General features: G+C 64.0%; 18 protein-coding genes and 2 tRNA genes. 5 read left to right on the top strand and 15 right to left on the bottom strand.

From position 1 onward, the window contains the following. Positions 1-40: 40 nt before the first annotated feature. Positions 41-1,267 (bottom strand): IS110 family transposase, encoded by a 1,227-nt coding sequence (locus OW521_RS16595; RefSeq protein WP_268020706.1) that lies wholly within the window; start codon positions 1,265-1,267, stop codon positions 41-43. A 275-nt stretch (positions 1,268-1,542) separates the two neighbouring features. Between OW521_RS16595 and OW521_RS16590 the strand changes: the two genes are divergently transcribed. Next, a protein-coding gene (locus tag OW521_RS16590) for an IS3 family transposase (RefSeq protein ID WP_268020705.1) occupies positions 1,543-2,831 on the top strand; the annotation gives its coding sequence in 2 pieces (ribosomal slippage) (positions 1,543-1,816 and positions 1,816-2,831; 1,290 coding nt in all). A gap of 486 nt (positions 2,832-3,317) precedes the next feature. On the opposite strand, the gene OW521_RS16585 is transcribed toward OW521_RS16590, so the two are convergent. From OW521_RS16585 to OW521_RS16555, 7 genes are all read right to left on the bottom strand, one after another. Further along, positions 3,318-4,181, bottom strand: a complete 864-nt coding sequence (locus OW521_RS16585; RefSeq protein WP_268020704.1) for an HpcH/HpaI aldolase/citrate lyase family protein — start codon at positions 4,179-4,181, stop codon at positions 3,318-3,320. A gap of 138 nt (positions 4,182-4,319) precedes the next feature. Next, positions 4,320-5,306 (bottom strand): sugar kinase, encoded by a 987-nt coding sequence (locus OW521_RS16580; RefSeq protein ID WP_268020703.1) that lies wholly within the window; start codon positions 5,304-5,306, stop codon positions 4,320-4,322. Continuing rightward, complete coding sequence (locus tag OW521_RS16575) at positions 5,303-5,953, bottom strand: bifunctional 4-hydroxy-2-oxoglutarate aldolase/2-dehydro-3-deoxy-phosphogluconate aldolase (RefSeq protein WP_268020702.1); 651 nt, start codon at positions 5,951-5,953, stop codon at positions 5,303-5,305. Before OW521_RS16575 ends, OW521_RS16580 begins: the two co-directional genes overlap by 4 nt. Positions 5,954-5,958: 5 nt before the next feature. Then, positions 5,959-7,107, bottom strand: a complete 1,149-nt coding sequence (dgoD, locus tag OW521_RS16570; protein WP_268020701.1) for a galactonate dehydratase — start codon at positions 7,105-7,107, stop codon at positions 5,959-5,961. Between the two features lie 9 nt (positions 7,108-7,116). Further along, entirely contained in the window at positions 7,117-7,998 is an 882-nt protein-coding gene (locus tag OW521_RS16565; RefSeq protein ID WP_268020700.1) for a carbohydrate ABC transporter permease, read from the bottom strand. After that, positions 7,995-8,948, bottom strand: coding sequence for a carbohydrate ABC transporter permease (locus tag OW521_RS16560; RefSeq protein ID WP_268020699.1), 954 nt, complete (start codon positions 8,946-8,948; stop codon positions 7,995-7,997). The genes OW521_RS16565 and OW521_RS16560 overlap by 4 nt, the downstream gene beginning before the upstream one ends. 82 nt (positions 8,949-9,030) lie before the next feature. Further along, positions 9,031-10,326 (bottom strand): ABC transporter substrate-binding protein, encoded by a 1,296-nt coding sequence (locus tag OW521_RS16555; protein ID WP_268020698.1) that lies wholly within the window; start codon positions 10,324-10,326, stop codon positions 9,031-9,033. A 141-nt stretch (positions 10,327-10,467) separates the two neighbouring features. Between OW521_RS16555 and OW521_RS16550 the strand changes: the two genes are divergently transcribed. Then, on the top strand, positions 10,468-11,247 hold the full coding sequence (locus tag OW521_RS16550) for a FadR/GntR family transcriptional regulator (RefSeq protein WP_268020697.1): 780 nt from the start codon (positions 10,468-10,470) through the stop codon (positions 11,245-11,247). 19 nt (positions 11,248-11,266) lie between these two features. Here the strand turns inward: OW521_RS16550 and OW521_RS16545 are convergent, their stop codons facing one another. Next, on the bottom strand, positions 11,267-12,232 hold the full coding sequence (locus OW521_RS16545; RefSeq protein WP_268020696.1) for an aldo/keto reductase: 966 nt from the start codon (positions 12,230-12,232) through the stop codon (positions 11,267-11,269). Between the two features lie 168 nt (positions 12,233-12,400). Next, positions 12,401-14,095, bottom strand: a complete 1,695-nt coding sequence (locus OW521_RS16540) for a glycoside hydrolase family 13 protein (protein WP_268020695.1) — start codon at positions 14,093-14,095, stop codon at positions 12,401-12,403. 107 nt (positions 14,096-14,202) lie between these two features. On the opposite strand from OW521_RS16540, the gene OW521_RS16535 reads away from it, so the two are divergent. Further along, positions 14,203-15,402: an ROK family transcriptional regulator gene (locus OW521_RS16535; protein ID WP_268020694.1), complete on the top strand. Its 1,200-nt coding sequence runs from the start codon at positions 14,203-14,205 to the stop codon at positions 15,400-15,402. A 36-nt stretch (positions 15,403-15,438) separates the two neighbouring features. Here the strand turns inward: OW521_RS16535 and OW521_RS16530 are convergent, their stop codons facing one another. Both OW521_RS16530 and OW521_RS16525 read right to left on the bottom strand, forming a co-directional pair. Beyond that, positions 15,439-17,010, bottom strand: coding sequence for a Na+/H+ antiporter (locus OW521_RS16530; RefSeq protein WP_268020693.1), 1,572 nt, complete (start codon positions 17,008-17,010; stop codon positions 15,439-15,441). A gap of 95 nt (positions 17,011-17,105) precedes the next feature. After that, positions 17,106-17,762, bottom strand: a complete 657-nt coding sequence (locus OW521_RS16525; protein WP_268020692.1) for an NAD(P)-binding oxidoreductase — start codon at positions 17,760-17,762, stop codon at positions 17,106-17,108. A gap of 541 nt (positions 17,763-18,303) precedes the next feature. Between OW521_RS16525 and OW521_RS16520 the strand changes: the two genes are divergently transcribed. After that, positions 18,304-19,272 (top strand): LysM peptidoglycan-binding domain-containing protein, encoded by a 969-nt coding sequence (locus tag OW521_RS16520; RefSeq protein ID WP_268020691.1) that lies wholly within the window; start codon positions 18,304-18,306, stop codon positions 19,270-19,272. A 208-nt stretch (positions 19,273-19,480) separates the two neighbouring features. Here OW521_RS16520 and OW521_RS16515 read toward each other — a convergent pair. After that, positions 19,481-19,554 (bottom strand) — tRNA-Met (locus OW521_RS16515). A gap of 62 nt (positions 19,555-19,616) precedes the next feature. Continuing rightward, a tRNA-Thr gene (locus tag OW521_RS16510) sits at positions 19,617-19,688 on the bottom strand. A 163-nt stretch (positions 19,689-19,851) separates the two neighbouring features. On the opposite strand from OW521_RS16510, the gene OW521_RS16505 reads away from it, so the two are divergent. Continuing rightward, positions 19,852-20,136: a hypothetical protein gene (locus OW521_RS16505; RefSeq protein ID WP_268020690.1), complete on the top strand. Its 285-nt coding sequence runs from the start codon at positions 19,852-19,854 to the stop codon at positions 20,134-20,136. 53 nt (positions 20,137-20,189) lie between these two features. Here the strand turns inward: OW521_RS16505 and OW521_RS16500 are convergent, their stop codons facing one another. Continuing rightward, entirely contained in the window at positions 20,190-20,582 is a 393-nt protein-coding gene (locus tag OW521_RS16500; protein WP_268020689.1) for a LysM peptidoglycan-binding domain-containing protein, read from the bottom strand. Positions 20,583-20,611: the final 29 nt, after the last annotated feature.

The following is a 20,611-nucleotide window of genomic DNA, read 5'->3' as shown; positions in this document are numbered from 1 at the left end:
ACAACTAGGCCTGAACCGTCCCGGGATGCTCCTATAGTTGTCAATTCGCGTTTTGCGGTGTCTGGTCGGCCAGCCATTGCCGGTAGGTCGCGGCAAGGGAGTCGTTGCGGATGAGCCCTCGCTCAAGGCGGGAAATGACGGAGGGCCATTGGCCGAGATGGCCGGCGGCGGCATTGATGGTGAATCCGAGTTTGGTGCGTTGCTGGCGCAGGTCGGCATTGCTTGGCGCCGGTTGGGGGTTGGTGATCTGACGGTAGATTTCCCGGGCCACGTACCGTTTGAGGCAGCGCATGATCTCCCGCTTGCTCTTGCCTTCGGCAGTGCGTTTGTTCACGTAGTCTCTGGTCCGGCGGCACGATGACATACGGACCAGCACCACCTGGTGCAGGGCGCGGTTGGCGTTGCGGTCGCCTCCCCGGCTGAGCCGGTGACGAGTCGTTTTCCCCGATGATGCCGGAATGGGCGCGGCCCCGACGAGGGCCGCGAACTGAGGTTCACTGCCGATCCGATCCGGGTTGTCTCCCACAGTGACCAGTAGCTGGCTGGCCACTTCCGTCCCGACCCCTGTCAGGTCACAGAGCATCGGTGCGTAGGTGTCGAGGATTTCCTGCAGTGAGGCGTCCGCAGCGGCGATCTCTGCCGCCAGGGAATGGTAACGAACGGCCAGGGCTTTCAACGTCAGCAAGGTCATGTACTCGGGGTCGGCGACGTGGCCGGAGGGCCTGGCCCGTTGGAGGGCCATGATCAACGCCGGCGTCCCCAGCCCCCGGTACTTCGCCCGGAGTCCTTCCGGAGCCGAAACGAGAAGACCCTTGATCTGGTTGACCGCGACGGTGCGGGCTTTCGCTGCCGAAGAGCGCGCGGTTCGCAGGATGCGCAGGCATTCAACGGGGCCGTCCTTGGCTTTCGGAACCGAGATGCCCCGCTCGGCGAGCACCGATTGAGCGGCTTGGTAGGCGTCCAGCGGATCAGACTTGCCTTTCAGACGGCGCTCGGCCCGGTTCGGACGGTTCACCTCCAGCACCGTCAGCCCTTCGCCGCGGAGGGTCCTGGCGAGTTCGGCACCGTATGAACCTGTTCCTTCGATGCCCACCGCGGTGACCGTGCCGTGGCTGGCAATGAAGTCCAAGATCTTGCGGTATCCGGACCCCACCGCCAGGAATTCCCGGTCCGCGAGAGGCTTGCCGTATCCGGTGATGACGGCCACGTGGTGCGTGTCGGCGTGGGTGTCGATACCGACGATGACATCGGTTGCTTCGTTTGCCAAGATGGAGACTGCCCCTCATTCGAGTTCAATGACTGGTTGACGGGGGCGCGGGCCAGGTGGGCAGACAAAACGGTAATGGGACTGGTCGAATCAGGCTCCTATGAAGTCATGTCCGCCTGGCTCAACGCACCCTTGACGGACCTTGAGCCGGTGGACAGATCCCGGGAAAGACAGTGCCCGAAAGCACGTCAGTTTGAGTGTGAGCCACACCGGCTCAAGACCGGTTCCAGTATTACCGTTTGATGCCGCTATCTTCTGTGAGAAAGATAGTGATTATGCCCAAGCAGTTCCCGCCCGAAGTCCGTGACCGTGCTGTGCGCATGACCTTGGATCGGTTGTCCGAATACCCGTCTGTTTATGCTGCCTGCAAGGCGCTGGCCCCGAAGCTCGGAGTCGGTCCTGAGTCGCTGCGCCGCTGGGTTGTCCAGGCCCAGGTCGATGCCGGTGAGAAGACCGGACCAAGCAGTGACGAGCTGGAGGAGATCAAGCGGCTTCGGGCCGAGGTTCGGGACTTGAAGGAGTCCAACGAGATCCTGAAACAGGCCTCGATTTTCTTCGCGAGGGAGCTCGACCCTCGCCGCCGCTGATCTGCCGGTTCATCGACGAAATGCGGGCTGTTGGTTATGCGGTCGAGTCGATCTGCGCCGTCCTGCGGGAGCAGGGCGCGCAGGTCGCCGCACGAACCTACCGGGCGTGGAAGAAACGCCCGCCGGCCCCGCGCACCATCGAAGACGCACGTATCACCGACGCACTCCGCAGCTTGAAAGTCCCCGATGCGAAGGGACGCCCCAGGCCCGAGATTATCTACGGGAGGCGGAAGATGACGCAGTGGCTGCGCCGTAACGGCTTCCCGGAAACCTCCAAGCACACCATGGACCGGCTCATGCGCGAAGAAGGCATGAACGGCCTCATCAGAGGCCGCAAGACCCGCACCACAATCCCCGGCAAGGACGGCCGGCGCGCTGGCGACCTGCTGAATCGGGACTTCACCGCCCCGGCCCCGAACCGGATCTGGGTGACCGATTTCACCTACGTGCCGGTCTACTCCGGATTCGTCTACGTCGCATTGGTCATCGACCTGTACTCCCGGGCAATCGTCGGGTGGGAGACCTCAACGATCAAGGACACCGCGTTCGTCGAACACTGCCTGCGGATGGCACTGTGGCGCCGCGAGCACACCGGCCGGCCGGTACCGGCAGGACTGATCCATCACTCGGATGCGGGCAGCCAGTACACCTCCATCCGGTACACCGAGACCCTGGCCCTGGAGGGCCTGCAGCCATCCATTGGCAGCGTCGGTGATGCCTATGACAACGCTGCCGCGGAGACCGTGATGGGGCTCTTCAAGAACGAAGCTGTCGCGAAGGATTCACCCTTCCGCGCCGGCGCGTTGAAGACCGAAACCGAGGTGATGGAGATCGTCTTCGAGTGGGTCCACTGGTACAACACCGAACGCCTGCATTCCGCACTGGACCACCAGACGCCCGAGGAATTCGAGCAGGCATACTATGCTCGAGAAATCGGCTCGTTACCCGACGTCGCCGCCAACAAACAGGCGGCATGATTCCCGGGACGGTTCAGCCTGCAGAAAATCCGACAAGAGTGAGCGAGCGCCGGGTCAGAACCCGACAAAGGTGAGCGAGCGCCGGGTCAGAACCCGACAAAGGTGAGCGAGCGCCGGGTCAGAACCCGACAAAGGTGAGCGAGCGTCGGTGGACGGGAACGCCGTCGTCAACCGAACACCGCCAATCCCCCTTGACTCCAATGAACGCTCGCTCACTTATAGCCGCCAATCCGCGGACCCTCGCTCACGTATCAACGGTTGTGGGCGGACGCTCGCTCAGATCACCTGGAGGAGGGTTTCGGGGATTGCCCTCAAAGGTGAGCGAGCGTCGCGACAGGACCCGGCAAAGGCGAGCGAGCGTCGGGTCAGGACCCGAAAAAGGTGAGCGAGCGTCGCGACAGGACCCGACAAAGGTGAGCGAGCGTCGGGTCAGGACCCGACAAGAGTGAGCGAGCGTCGCGACAGGGGCGCGCTCCGTTTGCGTCCTTACAGGGAGGGCTGGACCCCGAAGGCCACGGCGAGCTTCATGATCTTTTCAGCGCGGCCGAGTCGCGGGAGGTCGGAACCGTCGCGGATGACCCTGCCGTTGGCTTCGAAGTCGTTCATGAAGTCGGTGGCCCAAGCGACGTCCGACGGTGTGGGGCTGATGACCTCGTTGATGACCGTGGTCTGGTCGATGGCCAGGCAGAGCTTGCCGGTCATGCCCATGGTCACCGTGATGCCGGTCTGCTCGCGCAGGATCGGGTGGTTGGTGCCGACGGTCGGGCCGTCGATGGGGCCCGGGAGATTGCCCACACGGCTGGCGACAACCAGCTTGGCCCTGGGGTAGGCCATCGCCTCAGGAGTGGCGGCCATGCCAGTGTCCCGGCGGAAGTCGCCCGAACCGAAGGCCAAGCGGAAGGCACCCTGGGCGCGGGCAATGTGGTTGGCTTCCTCGATACCGAGGGCCGACTCCACGAGGGCGACCACCGGCGTCTTGCCGTCCATGCGGTGGAAAGATTCGGTGACCTGGTCCGCGGACTCGGTCTTGGCCAGCATGACGCCCAACAGGCCGGGCGTACCGCGGAGTCCGGCGAGGTCATCGGCCCAGAACGGGCTCGTGGCGTCGTTGATGCGGACCCAGGCCTGGCCACCGGCAGTCAGCCAGTCGATGACGTTGCCGCGGGCAATGTCCTTCTGGGACGGGTCCACGGCGTCTTCGATGTCAAGGATGATGGCGTCCGCGCGCGATGAGGCCGACTGGTCGAAGAGCTCCGTCTTCATGGCGTTCACGAGGAGCCAGGAGCGGGCGATGTCGGCGGGAATTCTGCGGGTGGACCGAATGGACTCGGCGGCGGTGCTAGACGTCATGTATCTACCGTATCCGGCCAGCCGCCAGGAACGCTAAGAATCGGGCGTAGGTGTGAGCATCAATACGAACAAAACGATTGTGACAGGCGAGCGCCATCGAGGTCTTTGCCACGGGCGCCACCTTTGCCACACTGCGGCCTAGCGCTGGGTGCTCCCGCTCGGGTGGGCACCCAACAACCCAAGTTCCCCTCTGTGGGGCAGTCCTTCCCAGTCGCCCGCCGTGCTGACGGCGAAAGCGCCGGCCAGGACGCCCCGCTGCAAGCGCCCGGCGACGTCTTCGCCGTCGAGCACGGCTGACAGGTAACCGGCGGTGAAAGCGTCTCCGGCTCCCACGGTGTCGATACTGGTGACGGGCACCGCCCGTTGTTCCAGACGGCCGGCGACGGTGTACGCGCAGGCGCCAGCGGCTCCTCGCTTGACGACGACCTCCCGCACGCCGCTATCCAGCAACCCCGCCGCCATGGTGGCCTCCGCAGCGTCGGATCCGCCATTTCCGACGCCGAGGGACGCATGATCGGGGGCGAGCAGATCGAGCTCGTCCTCGGAAGCGATCACGACGTCGGCATGGCGGACAATCGAGGCGAGCGCCGTACGGGCCTCCTCCCGGGACCAAAGTTTGCTGCGGTAATTGACGTCCAACGACACCAGAACCCCTTCGCTGGCAGCGCGCTCAGCCGCGTACTCCACGGCGTCCAGCGGCTGCGGTCCCAGGGCCGCAGTGATCCCGGTCAGATGCAGGACCTTGGCACCGGAGTCGAGTACCGGCTCAATGTCTTCCCGCCGGAGGGTGGAACCGGCCGAACCTGCCCGATAGTAGAAGGCGCGGCTGACGTCGGCCGTGCGCTGTTCGAGGAACATGACGCCGGTGCTGCGGCTCGGGTCCACCCGGTGCCGCACGCCGAGACCCTCGGAACGCAATTGTCGCAGGATGAATTCGCAGTGAGGGTCTGCCCCAAGCACTCCGGCCCAGGTGACCGTGTGGCCAAGCCGTGCGATGCCAACCGCCACGTTCGATTCGGCCCCGGCGACGTGCATGCCCAGGCTGCCGCCCGCTGACAGCGGGCCGGGACTCCTCAGCGAGACCATGGATTCGCCGAAGGTCAGGAGGTCGACGGCGGCACTCACGACTGCTTACCTTCCCCGTGGCGCGCAGCAAGGGCAAGGAAAGCACGGGCGCGTTCGCGAAGGGCGTCTAGGTCGCCGCCGGACGCCGCATCCCCGATGAGGGGACCTCCCGGGCCAACTGCGATGGCGCCGGCTTCCCAGAAAGCAGGAGCCTCGTTGAGGCCGACGCCGCCGACCGCCACGAACGGGATCCGCGGAAACGGGTCCCGGAGTGCTTTGAGGTACGCCGGACCACCGAACGAAGCCGGAAAGAGCTTCACTGCGGTCGCGCCGCGGGTCATCGCCGCATGCGCCTCGCTGGGGGTCATCGCGCCGGCCAGGACGGGCAGCCCGAGGCTGGCTCCGACCTCGATCGACTCGGCCAGGGCCGGAGTAACAATGAACAGGCCGCCGGCCGCGACGACGTCGTGCACGTCCTGTGCAGTGAGGACCGTGCCGGCTCCCACGAAGCAAGACTCCGGCGCGGAATCACGGATGCGCGTGATAGCCGCGAGGGCGTCCGGCGTCGTGAGTGCGACCTCGACGTAGCGGAAACCCTCCTCCATGACGGCCAGGGCGGCTTCCGCCGCTGCCTGTCCGTCCGTTCCACGCACGATCGCCACGAGCCTTGACCCGCTAAGTCCCTCAAGAAACTGATCTGGAGTCATGTTTTTCACCATTCTGCGAAGGAGCCGTCGGAGTGGCGCCACACCGGGCCGCGCCATTTGTGCCCCTGTTTGTCGGCGGCGCGGACCACGGCCTCGTCTATCTCGATCCCGAGGCCCGGCCCGGTCAGGCGTTCAATGTGCCCGTCCACGAACTTCAGCGGTGTCTTGTCCACCACGTAGTCCAGAACCTCAGCGCCCTGGTTGTAGTGGATCCCGATGCTTTGCTCCTGGATCAGGAAGTTGGGCGTGGCGAAGCCGACCTGCAGGCAGGCCGCCAAGGCCAGCGGGCCCAAAGGGCAGTGCGGGGCGAGCTGGACCTCGTAGATTTCGGCCAGGGAGGCGATCTTGCGGACTTCGGTGATGCCACCGGCGTGCGAGAGGTCCGGCTGGGCCACGGCGATGCCGGCCTGCAGCGCAGGCAGGAACTCCTGCCTGCTGTAAAGCCGCTCGCCCGTTGAGACCGGCGTCGTGGTGGAGGAGGTGAATTCGCGCAGGAGGTGCGTGTTTTCCGGGACAACCGGTTCTTCGAGGAAGAAGGGCCGATACGGTTCCAGGAGGGGCGCCACCCTGCGTGCATTGGCTAGGCTGAAGCGGCCGTGGAAGTCCACCGCCACGTCCCGGTGGTCCCCCAGGACATCGCGGGCGGCGGCCACCCGCCGGACCACGCCGTCGAGCTCTGCAACTGAAGCGACCGGGCTCATCCGGCCGCTGGCGTTCATCTTGACGGCGGTAAGGCCCACTTCGAGCTGGGCGCTGATCTGATCTGCCACCTCGTTGGGCTCGTCCCCGCCCACCCAACCGTACATCCGGATCCGATCACGGACCGGGCCGCCGAGGAGTTGGTGCACCGGAGCGTTGAAGTGCTTGCCCGCGATGTCCCAAAGCGCCTGGTCCAGGCCGGAGACGGCGCTGGCCAGGATCGGTCCGCCGCGGTAGAAGGACCCCTTGGTCATGACCTGCCAGTGGTCCTCGATGCGGAGCGCATCGTTTCCGATGAGCACCTCGGAAAGCTGCTCGACGGCGGTTCGGACGGTTTCGCTGCGGCCCTCACAGCTTGCTTCGCCCCAGCCGACTATTCCGCTCTCAGTTTCGATCCGGACGAACAGCCAGCGCGGAGGGACGAGGAAGGTTTCGATCCTGCTGATTCTGGTCATGCTCCGCACCTAGCCTTTGGTCGCGCCGGCAGTCATGCCGGACACGATGTATTTCTGCGTGAAGAGCGCGATGATCATGATCGGGATGGTCACCACGGTGGCGGCCGCCATAAGCCCGCCCCAGTCGATGCTGGCGTAGGAGACGAAGTCGAAGATGGCCACCGGAAGTGTCTTGGTCTTGGATCCGGACAGGACCAAGGCGAACATGAAGTTGTTCCAGGAAAAGATGAACGACAGGATTCCGGCAGTAGCCATTCCAGCGACAGACAGCGGCAGGGTGATGCGGCGGAATGCGCCGATCGGTGTGAGTCCGTCCACCTGGGCCGACTCCTCGAGCTCAAGCGGCAGGGAGTCGAAGTAGCTCATCATGATGTAGACGATCAGCGGCAGCGCCACGAACATGTGGCTGAGGATCAGCACCTCAAACCCGCCCACCATCTTCAAGTTGGAGAAAACGTAGTACCAAGGGACCAGGAGCGAAACGCCCGGGATCACGCGCGCCATCAGGACCACGAGCGCCGAGCGGCCCATGGTGAACCGGCTCATCGCGTATGCCGCAGGGACGCCCAACACCAGGGACAGCGCCGTGGATACGAAGGCAACCCAGAAGCTGTTGATGATGAAGACAAAGTAGTTGTTTCGCTGCAGCACGTTCGCGTAGTTCTCAACCGTGGGTGTGAACAGGAAGGACTTGCCGGCGTCGTAGATGTCCACGTTGGTCTTGAGCGAGGCAAGGAGCATCCAAAACAGGGGCGCGATCAGGAACAGCACGACGGCGATCAGGGCAACCACGCGGAAGGTCTTGTAAGCGCGGGTGCGCACGGGCTTCCGACGGCGATTGGCCAGCCGGTGCTCGCGGCCTGAAGTGCGGGGTTCGGTCAGGACTGTCATTTACTTGCCGCTTTCTTGCGCATGGTCAGCAGCCACATGGTGCCGATGATGATCATGAAGAACAGGATGAGCACTGCGGAGGACAGCCCGTATTGGTTGTAGTCGAAGCTCAGCCCGTAGGCGTAGACGTTCAGGGTCTCCACCTCGTGGAAGGAGCCGCCGCCCTTGCCCTTCGTGGCGTAGAGGATGTCAAAGGTCTTCAGGGCGTCGATGCCCCGCAGCAGGATGGCGACAATCACGGTTGGCATCATGAGGGGCAGGGTGACGAAGAAGAAGCGCTGGACGGCGTTGGCGCCGTCCATCCGCGCAGCCTCGTCAGGCTCCTCGGACAAGGAGGTCAGGCCGGCAAGAAGGATCAGGACAACCATGGGAGTCCATTGCCACACGTCCATGAAGATCGTGGTGCCAAGCGCTGTGTCCTGTCCGGACAGCCACGGCTGCGGAGGGATTCCCACCAGCCCAAGCACTTGGTTGACGAAGCCAATATTGGGGTCGAAGATCAGTCGCCACATCATGCCCACGGCCACAGGTGTGGCAACCAGCGGCAGAAGGATGGCGACGCGGACCCAGCGCTCGCCGCGGAAGGGGCGCCAAAGGAGCAAGGCGATGCACATGCCGAGGATGACTTCGCAGGTCAGCGCAACGCCGGTGAAGGACAAAGTGCGTGCCACCGCGGGCCAGAACCGTTCCCCGTCGGAAAGGACCGTGACGTAGTTCTGAAGTCCGACGAACTCGGACGCGGCCCGGACGGATCCTTGCGAATCAGTCAGGCTGAGGTAAAGCGTCCAGGCCAGGGGAAAGACGATCAGGACGCCGACGAAAATCATCGCGGGAGCTGCGAAGAGCCATTTGCGATGCCGGTTGGCCCAAGCCGAGAAATTCTCACGCGCGCTGGGCTTGCGGTCCGAGCCGCGGGAGGGCGTGCTGCGGGGAGTGGTCAGTACAGACATGGTTCACCTAAAGAGTTTGGGGGTGAATTGAAGGGCTCGCCACGGCGGGACGGCAGAACAGCCATCCCGCCGGGCAATTGCGCTACTTCTTTTCGCTGTCCAGGAACTTCTGGAATTCGCCGCTGGCCTTGTCAGCTGCCGTCGAGGCGTCGGCTCCGGTGATCGTGGAAACGATCGGCGTGCCCACGATTTCGCGGGCCTTGCCGACAGTGACTACCTCGGGACGGTCGTGGCCTACGCCGTTCTTGGCGCTGACGGAGATGGCTTCGGCCAGATCCTTGGGGTAGGTGGAGGTTCCAGCCGGATCTGCCCAGACCGAGGCACGGGGGCCGGGTACTCCAGCCTTCTGCGCAGCCAGGGTGCGCTCCTTGCTTGTGGCCCACTGGATGAACTTCCAGGCGTTGTCCTGGTTGTTGGAAGCCTTGTTGACGGCCAAACCCCACGACGGGATGTTGTACGGCTTGGAACCCGCGGGGCCCGAGGGCAGGGCGGCGAAGCCGACATTGTCGGCAACCTTGGACTTGGCAGGGTCGGTTGCGTTCTTGTAGAGCGAGTCCGCCTCGGTGTAGAAGGCCGCCTTGCCCTGCGTGAAGATGGCCATGGCCTCCGGCCAGCTCATATCGGTGCTGACGTTCTTTGGTCCGTAGCTCTTGATCAGCCCGCCGTAGAAGGCATAGGCCTTTTTCGCGGCATCGCTTCCGACGGCGGACTTGCCACTGGCGTCGACGAAGTCGCCTCCGAAGCTGTACAAGAAGCTTGAGAACTGGGTGACGGCCGCGGACTTTCCGGTGCGTGCGACGAAGCCCGCCGTATCAGGTGACGCGGCAGCGATGGTCTTGGCGGCCGCCTGAAGCTCATCCATGGTCTTTGGGACAGCGAGACCGGCCGACTTCAGCAGGTCCTTGCGGTAGTAGAGCACTTCGCGCTCGGTGATGATGGGGACTCCCACCACCTTCCCGTCAACGGTGCTGGCCTTGACCGGGCCGTCCTGGTAGTCCTTCCAGTCCCAGCCGGCGTCTTGAGAGACCTTGCTGGTCAAGTCGGCGAGGTAGCCATTCTTTGCGAACGCCTTGCCTTCCTGCAGCGGCCGGTACATCATGACGTCGATCTCGTCCGTGCCGGCGTTGAGCTTGACGTTGTACTGGTCGGAGAGCTGGTCTTCGCCGAGCTGGGTGAGTTCGACCTTGAGGCCTGTGGACTTCTCGAATTCCGGAATGGCCGCTTTGATTCCCTCGGTCCAGACATGGTTGGCCAGGGTGACCCGAACGGTCCCTGCTGCCTTGCTGTCGCTGCTGCCGCTGCCGCCACCACAGCCGGTCAGGCCCAGCGATAGTGCTGCGGCGAATGCCGCATATTTCACAATTGAACGCCGCTTCATTACGACTCCCCGTTTAGTGTTCAGAGCCGGACAACATCATCCGGCCATCCGCAGTGCATCTATACATCTGCTCCGGGTGAGAGCTTAGAGAAATAAAGCATACTTAAACAAGACCTTGTTGCCCACCAGTATGATTTATTTATGAAAACCCCAAAGGCGGAGTCCACAGCAGACCTGCATTCCGTGTTGGTCCAGAACCTGGGGCTCGCAATCGCCGAGGGGACTCTGGCACCGCACTCGATCCTGCGCCTGGATGAGCTGGAGGCGCAGCAGAAGGTGTCGCGATCGGTGGTCCGTGAGGCCACGCGCGTGCTCTGCTCGATGGGCATGTTGGAATCGCGGCGACGCCTTGGAACCGTGGTGCAGCCGGAAGAATCCTGGAACCTCTACGATCCGCAGGTCATCCGCTGGCGCCTGGCGTCTTCCAAAAGACTCGAGCAGCTGCAGGCGCTCAATGAGCTCCGCGGCGCGATCGAACCGCAGGCAGCCCGGCTTGCAGCCGGGCGCGTCTCGTTGGACGCCGGCAGCGATCTGGTGTCACAGGCCGCCCGGTTATGGGCGGCGGGCCGGAGCGGGAACCAGGACGAATTCCTCCGGCTGGACATCGAATTCCACGCATCAGTGCTCCGGGCCTCCGGCAACCCCATGTTCACTCAGCTGCACAACCTCGTCCGGGAGGTCCTGACCGGGCGTGCGGAGCACGGGTTGATGCCGAACTTGCCGCACCATGAGGCCCTGCAACTGCACGTCGACGTGGCCAGTGCCATCCAACGCGGCGAGGCAGAAGCTGCGCATGCCGCCATGAGCAGGATCGTCGAACAGTCCACGGAGGAAACGGCCGACATCTGGTCAGAGCACCACGCGACCCGGCAGCCGCAGGATGCCGACGCTGCCGGGTCGCCGACTAACAAAGAAGACTAACGAAGCTGCTGGCCCACTACTAGGGAAGCTTGCTCCCCCGCGCAGCCACCCACAGCTGATACCACTCGGTCCGAGTCATCGCCGCAGCCACGGCGACGGCGTCTGCGCAGGCTGCAATCCGCGTCGGGTTGGAACTACCCAACACCGGGGAAATGCGGGCAGGGTGCTTCATGAGCCAGCCCAGCAGCACGGCCTCAGGGGTAACGCCCTTCTCCTCCGCGAGCTCGGCGAGCAACGCGGCAGTCGCGGTGTCGGCGGCAGTCGGGGCATCCGGCGTCGAACCCGTGTACCGGCCCTGCGCGAGGGAGCCGTAGGCCTGCAGCTCAATCCCGTGGCTGACACAGTGCTCCAAGGCGCCATGCGGGAAACTGTAGCCAAGGGCGTCGTCATAGTTGACCAGGACAGTGCTCTCGAGCCAGGCGCGCCGGTGAAGGCTCATCTCCAACTGGTTGGCGATGATGGGGGTCTCCAGCTTGTCCTGGAGGAAGGCGATCTGCGCTCCGGACATGTTGGACACCCCAAGCTGCCGGACCTTGCCTTCCGCCATGAGCTGCCCGACGGCGGATGCCACCTCGGCAGGGTCCAGGAGAGGGTCGGGGCGGTGAAGGAGGAGTACGTCGACGTAATCGGTCCTCAGCCGCTGAAGGCTTCCGTTGACCCGTTCCAGGATGGCGCCCTTGCTCAGATCGTATTGTCCTGGGACTCCTGGCTGGCTGAGCCGGATTCCGCACTTGGTCTGTAGCTGTATCTTTTCACGCAGCCCCCGGGTCCGGGCCAGCACGTCGCCAAACACGGCCTCGGACTTGCCGCTGCGGTAGATATCGGCGTGGTCGAACAGCGTGATGCCGATGCCCATGGCTGCGTCGATCGCTTCCGCGGCCTGATCAACGTAGGCGCTACCGTACTCGTTGCCTTCCCAGGGCCCGCCGAGGCCCATGCAGCCATAGATGAGGCGGCTGTTTGCAGTTTCAGTCGTTGCAGTCATTTTCCAACTCTTTCACATGCAACTAGTCCCCACCGCCGCCCTCGCCTCGCAGGCTCGGCCAGGGAACCCTGGCGGCGTGGGCCCCCGCAGTTGTTGTCGTTTGCAGCGCTCAAAACGACAACAACTGCGAGCTAGTTGGGTCAGCGGTCAGGGGTCAGGAGGTAGCGGTCAGACGAGCCAGGCGGTCGTGTTTGCCGGGAGCTTGCCGCCGTCGAGCGGTGCGCTGCTCACGACGACGGTACCCTCCGGAAGTGCCACGGGCTCCGTGCCGAAGTTCGTCACCGATTGCCAGCCATTGGGCCGCACGAAGTGCAGCACCGACTCGTTGCTGGAAGGAATCCATTCAAGGTCCTCGGCCGCCCGCAGTTCCGACCGCAGCTCCAAGGCCTTGCGGTACAGCTCCAGCGTGGAGCCTGGAACGTTGTCCTGCTCCTCCACGGCGTAACCGGCGAACCATTCAGGCTGCGGCAAGTGGGCATGTCCGTCGCCGAAGCCGAAGGAAGAACCTTCAATGGTCCACGGCAGCGGCACACGGCAGCCATCACGGCCAACGTCCACGCCCGGGTTGCGGAAAAATGCCGGGTCCTGGCGCTCGCCGTCAACGATGTCGCCGACTTCCTGCAGGCCGAGTTCTTCGCCCTGGTACAAGTACGCGGAGCCCGGCAGGGCGAACATCAGCAGCGACGCTGCGCGGGCACGCCGCAAGCCGAGCTCGGCGTCGACGTCGGAGGCGAGACCGCCGTCGAGCAGCCATGCCTTGCCGTCCTGGCCGTTTCCGTCGCGGCCACCGCCCTGGGGCAGGCCGTAGCGGGTGGCGTGACGAACGACGTCGTGGTTGGAGAAGACCCACGTGGAGGAGGCGCCGGATGCTGCGGCCTCGGCGAGGTTCTTGGTGATGATCGTGCGGAATTGCTCGGCGTCGAAATCGGCCTGGAGAAGGTCGAAGTTGAAGGCCTGACCGAGTCCTTCGGGGCTGGCGTAGCGGGCGCGTCGGTCCGCGTGAACCCAGGCTTCGGCCACGGCGGTGCGCGGCGGGTTGTACTCATTGAAGAGCTTGCGCCACTCGGCGTAGATCTCGTGTACCTCATCGCGGTCCCAGAAGGGGTGGGCGCCCAAGGCGTTGTCGCCTTCCTTGGGCAGCTCGGTCTTCGAGGGCAGCACCTCCGGCAGGTCCTTCGTGAGGGCATGCGCGACGTCGATGCGGAAGCCGTCCACGCCACGGTCGGACCAGAAGCGCAGGGTCTTCAGGAAGTCCTCGCGGACCTCGGGGTTGTCCCAGTTGAAGTCCGGCTGCTCCTTGGTGAAGATGTGCATGTACCACTGTCCGGGAGTACCGTCTGGCTCCGTGATGCGCTCCCAGGCAGGGCCACCGAAGATCGAGTCCCAGTCCGCCGGGGGCAGTTCGCCGTTCTCGCCGAGGCCGTCGCGGAAGATGTAGCGTTCACGGGCAGCCGAGCCCTTGGGGGAGACCAGCGCCTCCTTGAACCATTCGTGCCGGTCCGAGGAGTGGTTCGGAACGATGTCCGCGATCAATTTGATGCCCGCAGCGTGCAGGGCCGCTGCCATTTCATCGAAATCGGCCAGCGTGCCCAGCTTCGGGTCAACGTTGCGGTAGTCATCGACGTCGTAACCGCCGTCAGCCAGGGCCGAGGGGTAGAACGGGCTCAACCAGACGGCGTCGATCCCCAGCGACTTGAGGTACGGAACCTTGGCGGTAATGCCCTTGATGTCACCCAGGCCGTCGCCGTTCGCATCCGAAAAACTGCGAGGGTAGATCTGGTACACAGCCGCTTGGCGCCACCAGTTGGGATCGGCCATGCGCTCGGATTCGGTGAGAGTTGCCAAGGTGGCGGTGGAGGACAAAAGGATTCCTGTTCTGTGTCGACGCGACTATTGATGGGCGTTTATTTAGAATCTAAATTTAGTGCTTCAAGTATTATGTGACGCATACCTACAGGAGGTCAACAGGGATGCCCGAAATCGCGACCGCCACTCCGCAGATGCTGCGCCGGGTCAATGCGGCCAGCGTGCTCGCAGTCATCCGTTCCTCCAACGCGGTGACCGTCTCGGAGCTGATGGAAGCCACAGGGCTGACCCGTGCCACCACCATTTCCGTGTGCGAAGACCTCATGGCCCGGGGGTGGATCCGGGAACTGGAAAACCAGCGTGACTTCGGCACCTACCAAAAGGGCCGCCCGGCACGTCGCTTCGAACTCGACGAAAGCGCCGGCTGCGTCCTGGGGATCGACGTCGGCGTCCTCAAGACCACAGTGGTGGTGGCCGATCTGCGCGGAAACACCACGGGACGGGCCAGCAAGCCATTCCGGGCCCAAGAGATCGAGGCGCAGGAACGGATCAGCGTCATCAGCGAGACGGCACTGCTGGCCCTCGAGGCTGCCGGCGCGGCGCCGGAAAAAGTCCTCGCAGTGACAGTCGGGCTTGCCGCCCCAGTGGACCGGGACGGAAATATCCTCGTCAGCCAGCCATTCTGGAGCCTGTTCGACGTCGGACTGAAGAAAGCGCTGCACGATCTGCACGGTTGGGCGGTACTGCTGGAGAACGACGCCAACCTTGCGGCACTGGGCGAATGTTGGCGGGGAGCCGGAAGCGGCGTCCAAGACCTCGCCGTACTCCTGGCCGGCGAGCGTTTTGGTGCAGGCCTGGTCGAATCGGGCAAGCTCCTCCATGGCAGCCGCGGAGGAGCAGGCGAAATGGCCTACTTGGACATGGTGGAGGGAGTGGGCTCCGCCGAGGGCCTCGCCGCGCTGGCCAGATTGTGGGCAGCGGAAGCCTTGGCTGGAAAATCGAAAACCACGCTGCGGACGGCGGGTACCCGTGAGGTCACCGCCCAACACGTCTTCGCTGCCGCCGCCCAGGGCGACAAAGTGGCGCTGGGCATCCTGGACCGGCTCTCGGACCGGCTGGCCAGGGTGGTCTCCACGATGGCCATCATGCTCAACCCCGAACTCGTGGTGATCGGCGGCGCCGTGGCAGATTCGGCGTCGGTCCTTCTTGAGCCGACCGCCCGGAAGCTGGCCACGTACACGGCCACTCCCCCGCGGCTCGCTGCTTCTCCATTGGGCGACGCGATTGTGGGAATCGGCGCGGTGCGCCACGCCTTGGACCACGTGGAAAAGAACTCCTTGGACCTTGCTTTGCGGCGCGTGTAGCCGCTTGGGACAGTTGCTCCGCCCCTTTTGCAGCCGTCAGTCCGGCATCGCCATGGTGCGGAGGTCCAGCTGGCGCAGCACTCGGTCCGCCACCTCGGGATCCATGCCAGGCTCGCTCCGCGCGGCGACCACTTCCTGGCGTGCGGCATCCAGGGCGATGGTCTGAACCGCTATGGCCAGTTCCCTGCCGCGTTGGCGCTTTTCGGCGTCGGACTCATTCTTCAGTGTCCCGTCCAGGAGCTCGGCGTGCAGGCGGGTCATCTTTTCCTTGACGAGGGCCACCTTGTCCGCAGGCAGCTCCTTCATCAGATCGTGCTCCTTGAGCGCAGAGATGGCCGCAGTCTGGGCCCGCTTGGCCAAGAGGCGCGCTGCATCCTTTTCGTACGAACCGTCCTCGGAAGCCTTGAGCACGCGCATGAGCCACGGAAGCGTGAGTCCAGGCAGGACCAAAGTGGCCAGGAGCACCGCGCACGCGATAACCAGGATCTCGTGCCGGGCAGGGAAGTCACTGCCGTCGGCAATAGTGAGCGGCAGCGCCAGCGCGAGGGCGAGGGTGGCGAGGCCGCGCATGCCGCACCAGGTGAGGATCAAAACTTCCTTGGGTGACGTCGGCTGCAGCAGGTTCTTCCGTTTGCGGGCCGAGATCGCCAAAAGCCCCAGCCAAGCGAAGCGGACGACAAATACCAGCACGCACACCACCACCGCCGTGCCGATCATGCCGAAAATGGCCACGCCTTCGTCCCGGATCACATGCCGGATCTCCAGCCCCACCAGCCCGAACGCCAGGCCCGTGGCCAGGAGTTCCACCACATCCCAGAAGGCAGTGCCCGTGACGCGTTCCGCGGCGTCCTGGGACCGGGCGTGCCGCTGTGTCTCGAGCGCGGTGACGACGACGGCGATCACACCCGAGGCGTGCAGCTCTTCAGCCAGGATGTAGGCGGCAAAGGGAATCACCAGTGTGACTGCGCTGCGCGCCACCATCGAGGTGACGAGCTTGGTGATCAGCCTCGTCAACCAGCCCATGGCGATGCCGACGATGACGGCCAGCGCGGCTCCGATGATGAATTGGAGAACGACGCCGGCCCCCATCTTTGTGCCGGAAACGGCCGCCGCCACTGCGGCCTGGAAGATCACGATAGCGGCGGCGTCGTTGAACAAGCCCTCACTCTGCAGCACGGTAATGAGCCGGCGCGGCATGTGGACGCGGCCGGCCACGGATTCAACGGCCACCGGGTCCGGAGGAGCCACCATGGCACCCAGTGCGATCGCCGCGGGAATGCCGATACCTGGAATCATGAGCCACGCGGCTCCGGCAACCACCGCCGTCGACACCACCACCAGCGCGACGGCCATGAGCAGCAGCGTCCGCCAGCGGACCCGGAATACGGCCCAGGAGCTCTTCTGGGCGGTCGCGAATAGCAATGGCGGAAGGAAAATCGGCAGGATCAATTCGGGTGAAAGCTCAAAGTCGGGGAAACCCGGAATGAAGGCCACCGCCGCCGCCAACAGCAGCATCAGCACGGGGTACGGCAGCCGTAAGCGGTCCCCCAACCCCACGGCCAAGACCGTTGCAAGCAGCAGTCCGACAATGAGAGCCAACTGGTCCATGTTCCCGTTTCCCCAAACGTAGTAGTGGCAGCGTCCCCGGCACGCGGCGGACTGGCTCTACCAACATATCCCGGCAGGACTCTGCCAGGATGCCGTCAGGACGCCGTCAGGGCGTCCACCACTGGAGTGGAGCCATCCCTGAATTCAATAGTGCGGCGAACCGTTTCGGGCAGTTCCAGGACCGCGGCAGCCACCAAGGCAACGTTGGCCCGGGAGGTCGCCGTCCCGGTACCCGGGTCCGCGGGATCCACCTCAATGAGCGCCGACCCTGGATTGTTGGTCAGTCCTCCGGGGCCGAGAATCGTCCAGTCGAGATCGGTCGCACGCAGGTATTCGTCCGCTGCTGCCTTGGCTTCCGCGTAGGCGTAGAAGCTGTTGTCCTCGGGAACGCCATGGCCGGGCCCGGCACCGAAGTAGGACACCATGACATACCGCGCCACGCCAGTCTGCGCGGCGGCATCCATCGAGCGGATGGCAGCATCCCTGTCCACGGCATAGGTGCGTTGCGGATTGCCTCCGCCCGCCCCGGCGGACCACACCACAGCGTCGTGGCCGTCAAGCGCCGAGGCGACCTCCGCCGTCGTCGAATGTTCGACGTCGAGGATCACCGAGGCAGCGCCGGTCGCCGCGACGTCCGGCGCGTGTTCCGGGTTGCGGATGAACGATGTGACCGCATGACCTTCGTTGCTCAAGATGCGGGACAGTTGCAAGGCCACCTTGCCATGGCCGCCAATAATTGCGATTCGACTCATGGTCCTATTCTGTCGCAGCGGTCAAGCTCACGCGATGGCGGACTAACTCCGCGAAAGATTATGGGAGCCATAATTTGCCGTCCGCACGCAATTTCTCCACCAATTCCCGAGGAATAAATACGACCACTAAATGCTAAGCAAACTTAGTTTCGAGGCGAGCTCGCGTCCCTTCAACGAGAGGGATGCGGCCTCCGCACGCGGCCACAACCAACCAACTAAGGAGGTTTGCGAGTGTTCTGCGGGGAGTGGGGTATTAAAGCGAGTGGCACCCACTCGTGTGAAGCGAAATCCCTATTTCTACACTCAAATTACCTGCAGCAGGAAAAAGAAAATCTCTCTTTCATAAATCTTATTGATGGATTTATCAAAAAGGGTTCACACATCCCCTTGATGGATTTATCCAAGCAGATGGATTGAGGGATCACTCCGTGCTGCGCATCTAAGCAAAAGGGTCTCAACAAGCGCCGCCCCTGCGCCTGCGTATCACTTCCCGGTTCAACCAACCGGCCGGCCCAGAAACGATAAATTACGGGGATTTGAGATGTTTCAACAGGAGTACAGGCACAGCGGGGTCAGCGGAGGCAACGTCTTCGCCCTGATATCCGCCGGAGTGAAAACCATCACCAGGTACAAGGCATCAATCGCCACCTGGGCAATCGTGGCGGCGGTCGTGCTGGCAGCCATCATGACCCAAAGCTACTCACGGGTACTCGCACCGGCAGGCACAAGCGCCACGGTTGCCCCGAGCATCGGCTCGGGAGCCGTGATTGCCGCCCCTTCACCGGCCGCAGCCAATCCGACGCCTACAGCGAGCCCCACTCCAGCCACCACGCCAGCTCCGGTGCAGTCACAGGCGCCGGCTCCTGTCGCAGGGCCGCCTGCCCCGGCTGCTGCGCCTGCCCCGGCTCCCGCTCCTGCTCCTAATCCTGCTCCTGCTCCTGCTCCTGCTCCTGCTCCTGACACGAACACCTACGCGGTCGCCGGCGGCGACACCGTAGGCTCGATAGCCGCCAGGTTCGGGGTCGACGTCAACGCGATGCTCGCAGCCAACGGACTCAGCGCCTATTCCATCATCGTGCCGGGCGAGGTACTGAAGCTGACAGGACCGCCGGTTCCAGTCGCGGCTCCCGCCGCCCCTGCTCCCGCACCTGTAGCCGCGCCAGCTCCAGCGCCCGCACCGGCGGTGCGGACCATCTACGTTGCAGGTTCAGGCGGGCAGGCCGCCGTGGACAGCTGCATTGGCCCTATCCACTTCACCCCGACGGACGCTTACTCGCTGTTCATCACCGAGCATGATTTCTGCGGAGGGTGGGCACGCTTCTCGGGCATCGGCGTTGGCGAGACAGTGAGCATCCCCGGTTACGGCACGTACACGGTGACTGCGCGCGGCCAGGTGCCCCAAGGCGGGACAACCAACAACGTCGCCGCCGTATTCGGCGGCTTCCCGCGGGCAATCCTGCAGACCTGCATCCCGGGCACCGTCCAGATGCTGGTGATCGCGCTCAACTAGGGACGGGCCCCGGACGGGCCTGTGAGCGTGGCCATCCTGACCCTTTTGAATCCGAAGCTGCCTGGTGAGCGGCGTGTCGCCGGCGTGTTGGGCCACGTGCACTCCAAAGTGCACTCCAAAGAAGGTCAAGACGGGAGGCTTCTTCGGACTCCAACGGCCTAAAACAGAAGCAGACCAGAAGCTGAACGCTTCTGGTCTGCTGTTTCTGTAGCGGTGGGGAGGCTCGATCTCCCGACCTCACGATTATGAGTCGTGCGCTCTAACCAACTGAGCTACACCGCCATGAATGAGAAAAACCTGTGCCAAGCCGGTCAAAAACCGCCTTGACACAGGCCCTCATTCCGAGCCCCCCACCGGAATCGATCCGGTGACCTCGTTCTTACCAAGAACGCGCTCTACCACTGAGCTAGGGGGGCAACGAGTAAATACTCTACCGGACGATTTCGCAGGCTACAAATCGGCTGCAGGACAGGGAAAAGTGGCGTCGACACAATTTGCAAAGGCCCTCTCCTGATGCTCTTCCCAGCCAACACGGTCGCGCGTACATTGGAACGGGGGTGGCCTCAAGGAGGTTCTACCATGTACGCAAGGGTTAGCAACTACGCCTTCGACGGCGATGGAGAAGCGCTTCGCAAGGGGTTCGATGACGCCATCGAACCCGTCAAACAACTCGCGGGCCTCACAGGCGCGTATTTCTTGATGGACGCGGATTCCAAGACAGCCATCAGCATCACGCTCTGGGAGACCAAAGAAGCTCTGGAAAGCAGCGTCGAGGCGGCCAACCGGCTCCGCGCCGACGCCACACAGCCTTCGAAGGCCACAATCGAATCCGTGAAGCACTACGAGGTAACAAACAACATCTAGCGGCGCAAGCCAATCGTCCCGCGAAGGGTCGCTACGGGGCCAGAGCAGATCCCCTAGGGCAGGCGGAGCACCTGGCCCGGGTAGATGTGGTCCGGATTGGGCACGGTATCCGCGTTCACCGCGATCAGGGCATCCAAGTCAACGCCGAACTGCATGGCGATGCCGCTAAGGGTGTCGTCTGTCTCCACCACCACCTCGGTCACCCTCCCTGCGCTGGCTGCGTCAGCACTCGCGCGCGCGGCCCCTTCCGGTAAGGCATCGGCGGCAACGGCGTCCGGCTCCGCAACTGCTCCTGCGTCGCCTGAGGCGTCCGGGCCGGGACTTTGGACAGTCTCCCCCGCTGAAGGTTCGGCCGCCTCCTGTGGGGCCCCCGGAGCCCGCTCGGCGGCCTTCGGTACTGCCTTGTCGAAGCCGAGGTTCTTCTTCAACCCATCAAGGAATCCCATTTTGGACCTTTCCACGCGCGCAGACAGCC

This window comes from Arthrobacter sp. MMS18-M83, from assembly GCF_026683955.1.
GTDB lineage: Bacteria > Actinomycetota > Actinomycetes > Actinomycetales > Micrococcaceae > Arthrobacter.
Note: the sequence above shows the minus strand (reverse complement) of the source record. Positions and strands in the feature narration are given on the sequence as shown.

What these genes read in the sequence shown, in the direction of transcription:
- OW521_RS16585 (WP_268020704.1), bottom strand. Translation starts at nt 4,181, where the DNA reads ATGACGTCTAGCACCGCCGCCGAGTCCATTCGGTCCACCCGCAGAATT.
- OW521_RS16575 (WP_268020702.1), bottom strand. Translation starts at nt 5,953, where the DNA reads ATGACTCCAGATCAGTTTCTTGAGGGACTTAGCGGGTCAAGGCTCGTG.
- dgoD (WP_268020701.1), bottom strand. Translation starts at nt 7,107, where the DNA reads ATGACCAGAATCAGCAGGATCGAAACCTTCCTCGTCCCTCCGCGCTGG.
- OW521_RS16565 (WP_268020700.1), bottom strand. Translation starts at nt 7,998, where the DNA reads ATGACAGTCCTGACCGAACCCCGCACTTCAGGCCGCGAGCACCGGCTG.
- OW521_RS16560 (WP_268020699.1), bottom strand. Translation starts at nt 8,948, where the DNA reads ATGTCTGTACTGACCACTCCCCGCAGCACGCCCTCCCGCGGCTCGGAC.
- OW521_RS16555 (WP_268020698.1), bottom strand. Translation starts at nt 10,326, where the DNA reads ATGAAGCGGCGTTCAATTGTGAAATATGCGGCATTCGCCGCAGCACTA.
- OW521_RS16550 (WP_268020697.1), top strand. Translation starts at nt 10,468, where the DNA reads ATGAAAACCCCAAAGGCGGAGTCCACAGCAGACCTGCATTCCGTGTTG.
- OW521_RS16545 (WP_268020696.1), bottom strand. Translation starts at nt 12,232, where the DNA reads ATGACTGCAACGACTGAAACTGCAAACAGCCGCCTCATCTATGGCTGC.
- OW521_RS16535 (WP_268020694.1), top strand. Translation starts at nt 14,203, where the DNA reads ATGCCCGAAATCGCGACCGCCACTCCGCAGATGCTGCGCCGGGTCAAT.
- OW521_RS16530 (WP_268020693.1), bottom strand. Translation starts at nt 17,010, where the DNA reads ATGGACCAGTTGGCTCTCATTGTCGGACTGCTGCTTGCAACGGTCTTG.
- OW521_RS16525 (WP_268020692.1), bottom strand. Translation starts at nt 17,762, where the DNA reads ATGAGTCGAATCGCAATTATTGGCGGCCATGGCAAGGTGGCCTTGCAA.
- OW521_RS16520 (WP_268020691.1), top strand. Translation starts at nt 18,304, where the DNA reads ATGTTTCAACAGGAGTACAGGCACAGCGGGGTCAGCGGAGGCAACGTC.
- OW521_RS16505 (WP_268020690.1), top strand. Translation starts at nt 19,852, where the DNA reads ATGTACGCAAGGGTTAGCAACTACGCCTTCGACGGCGATGGAGAAGCG.
- OW521_RS16500 (WP_268020689.1), bottom strand. Translation starts at nt 20,582, where the DNA reads ATGGGATTCCTTGATGGGTTGAAGAAGAACCTCGGCTTCGACAAGGCA.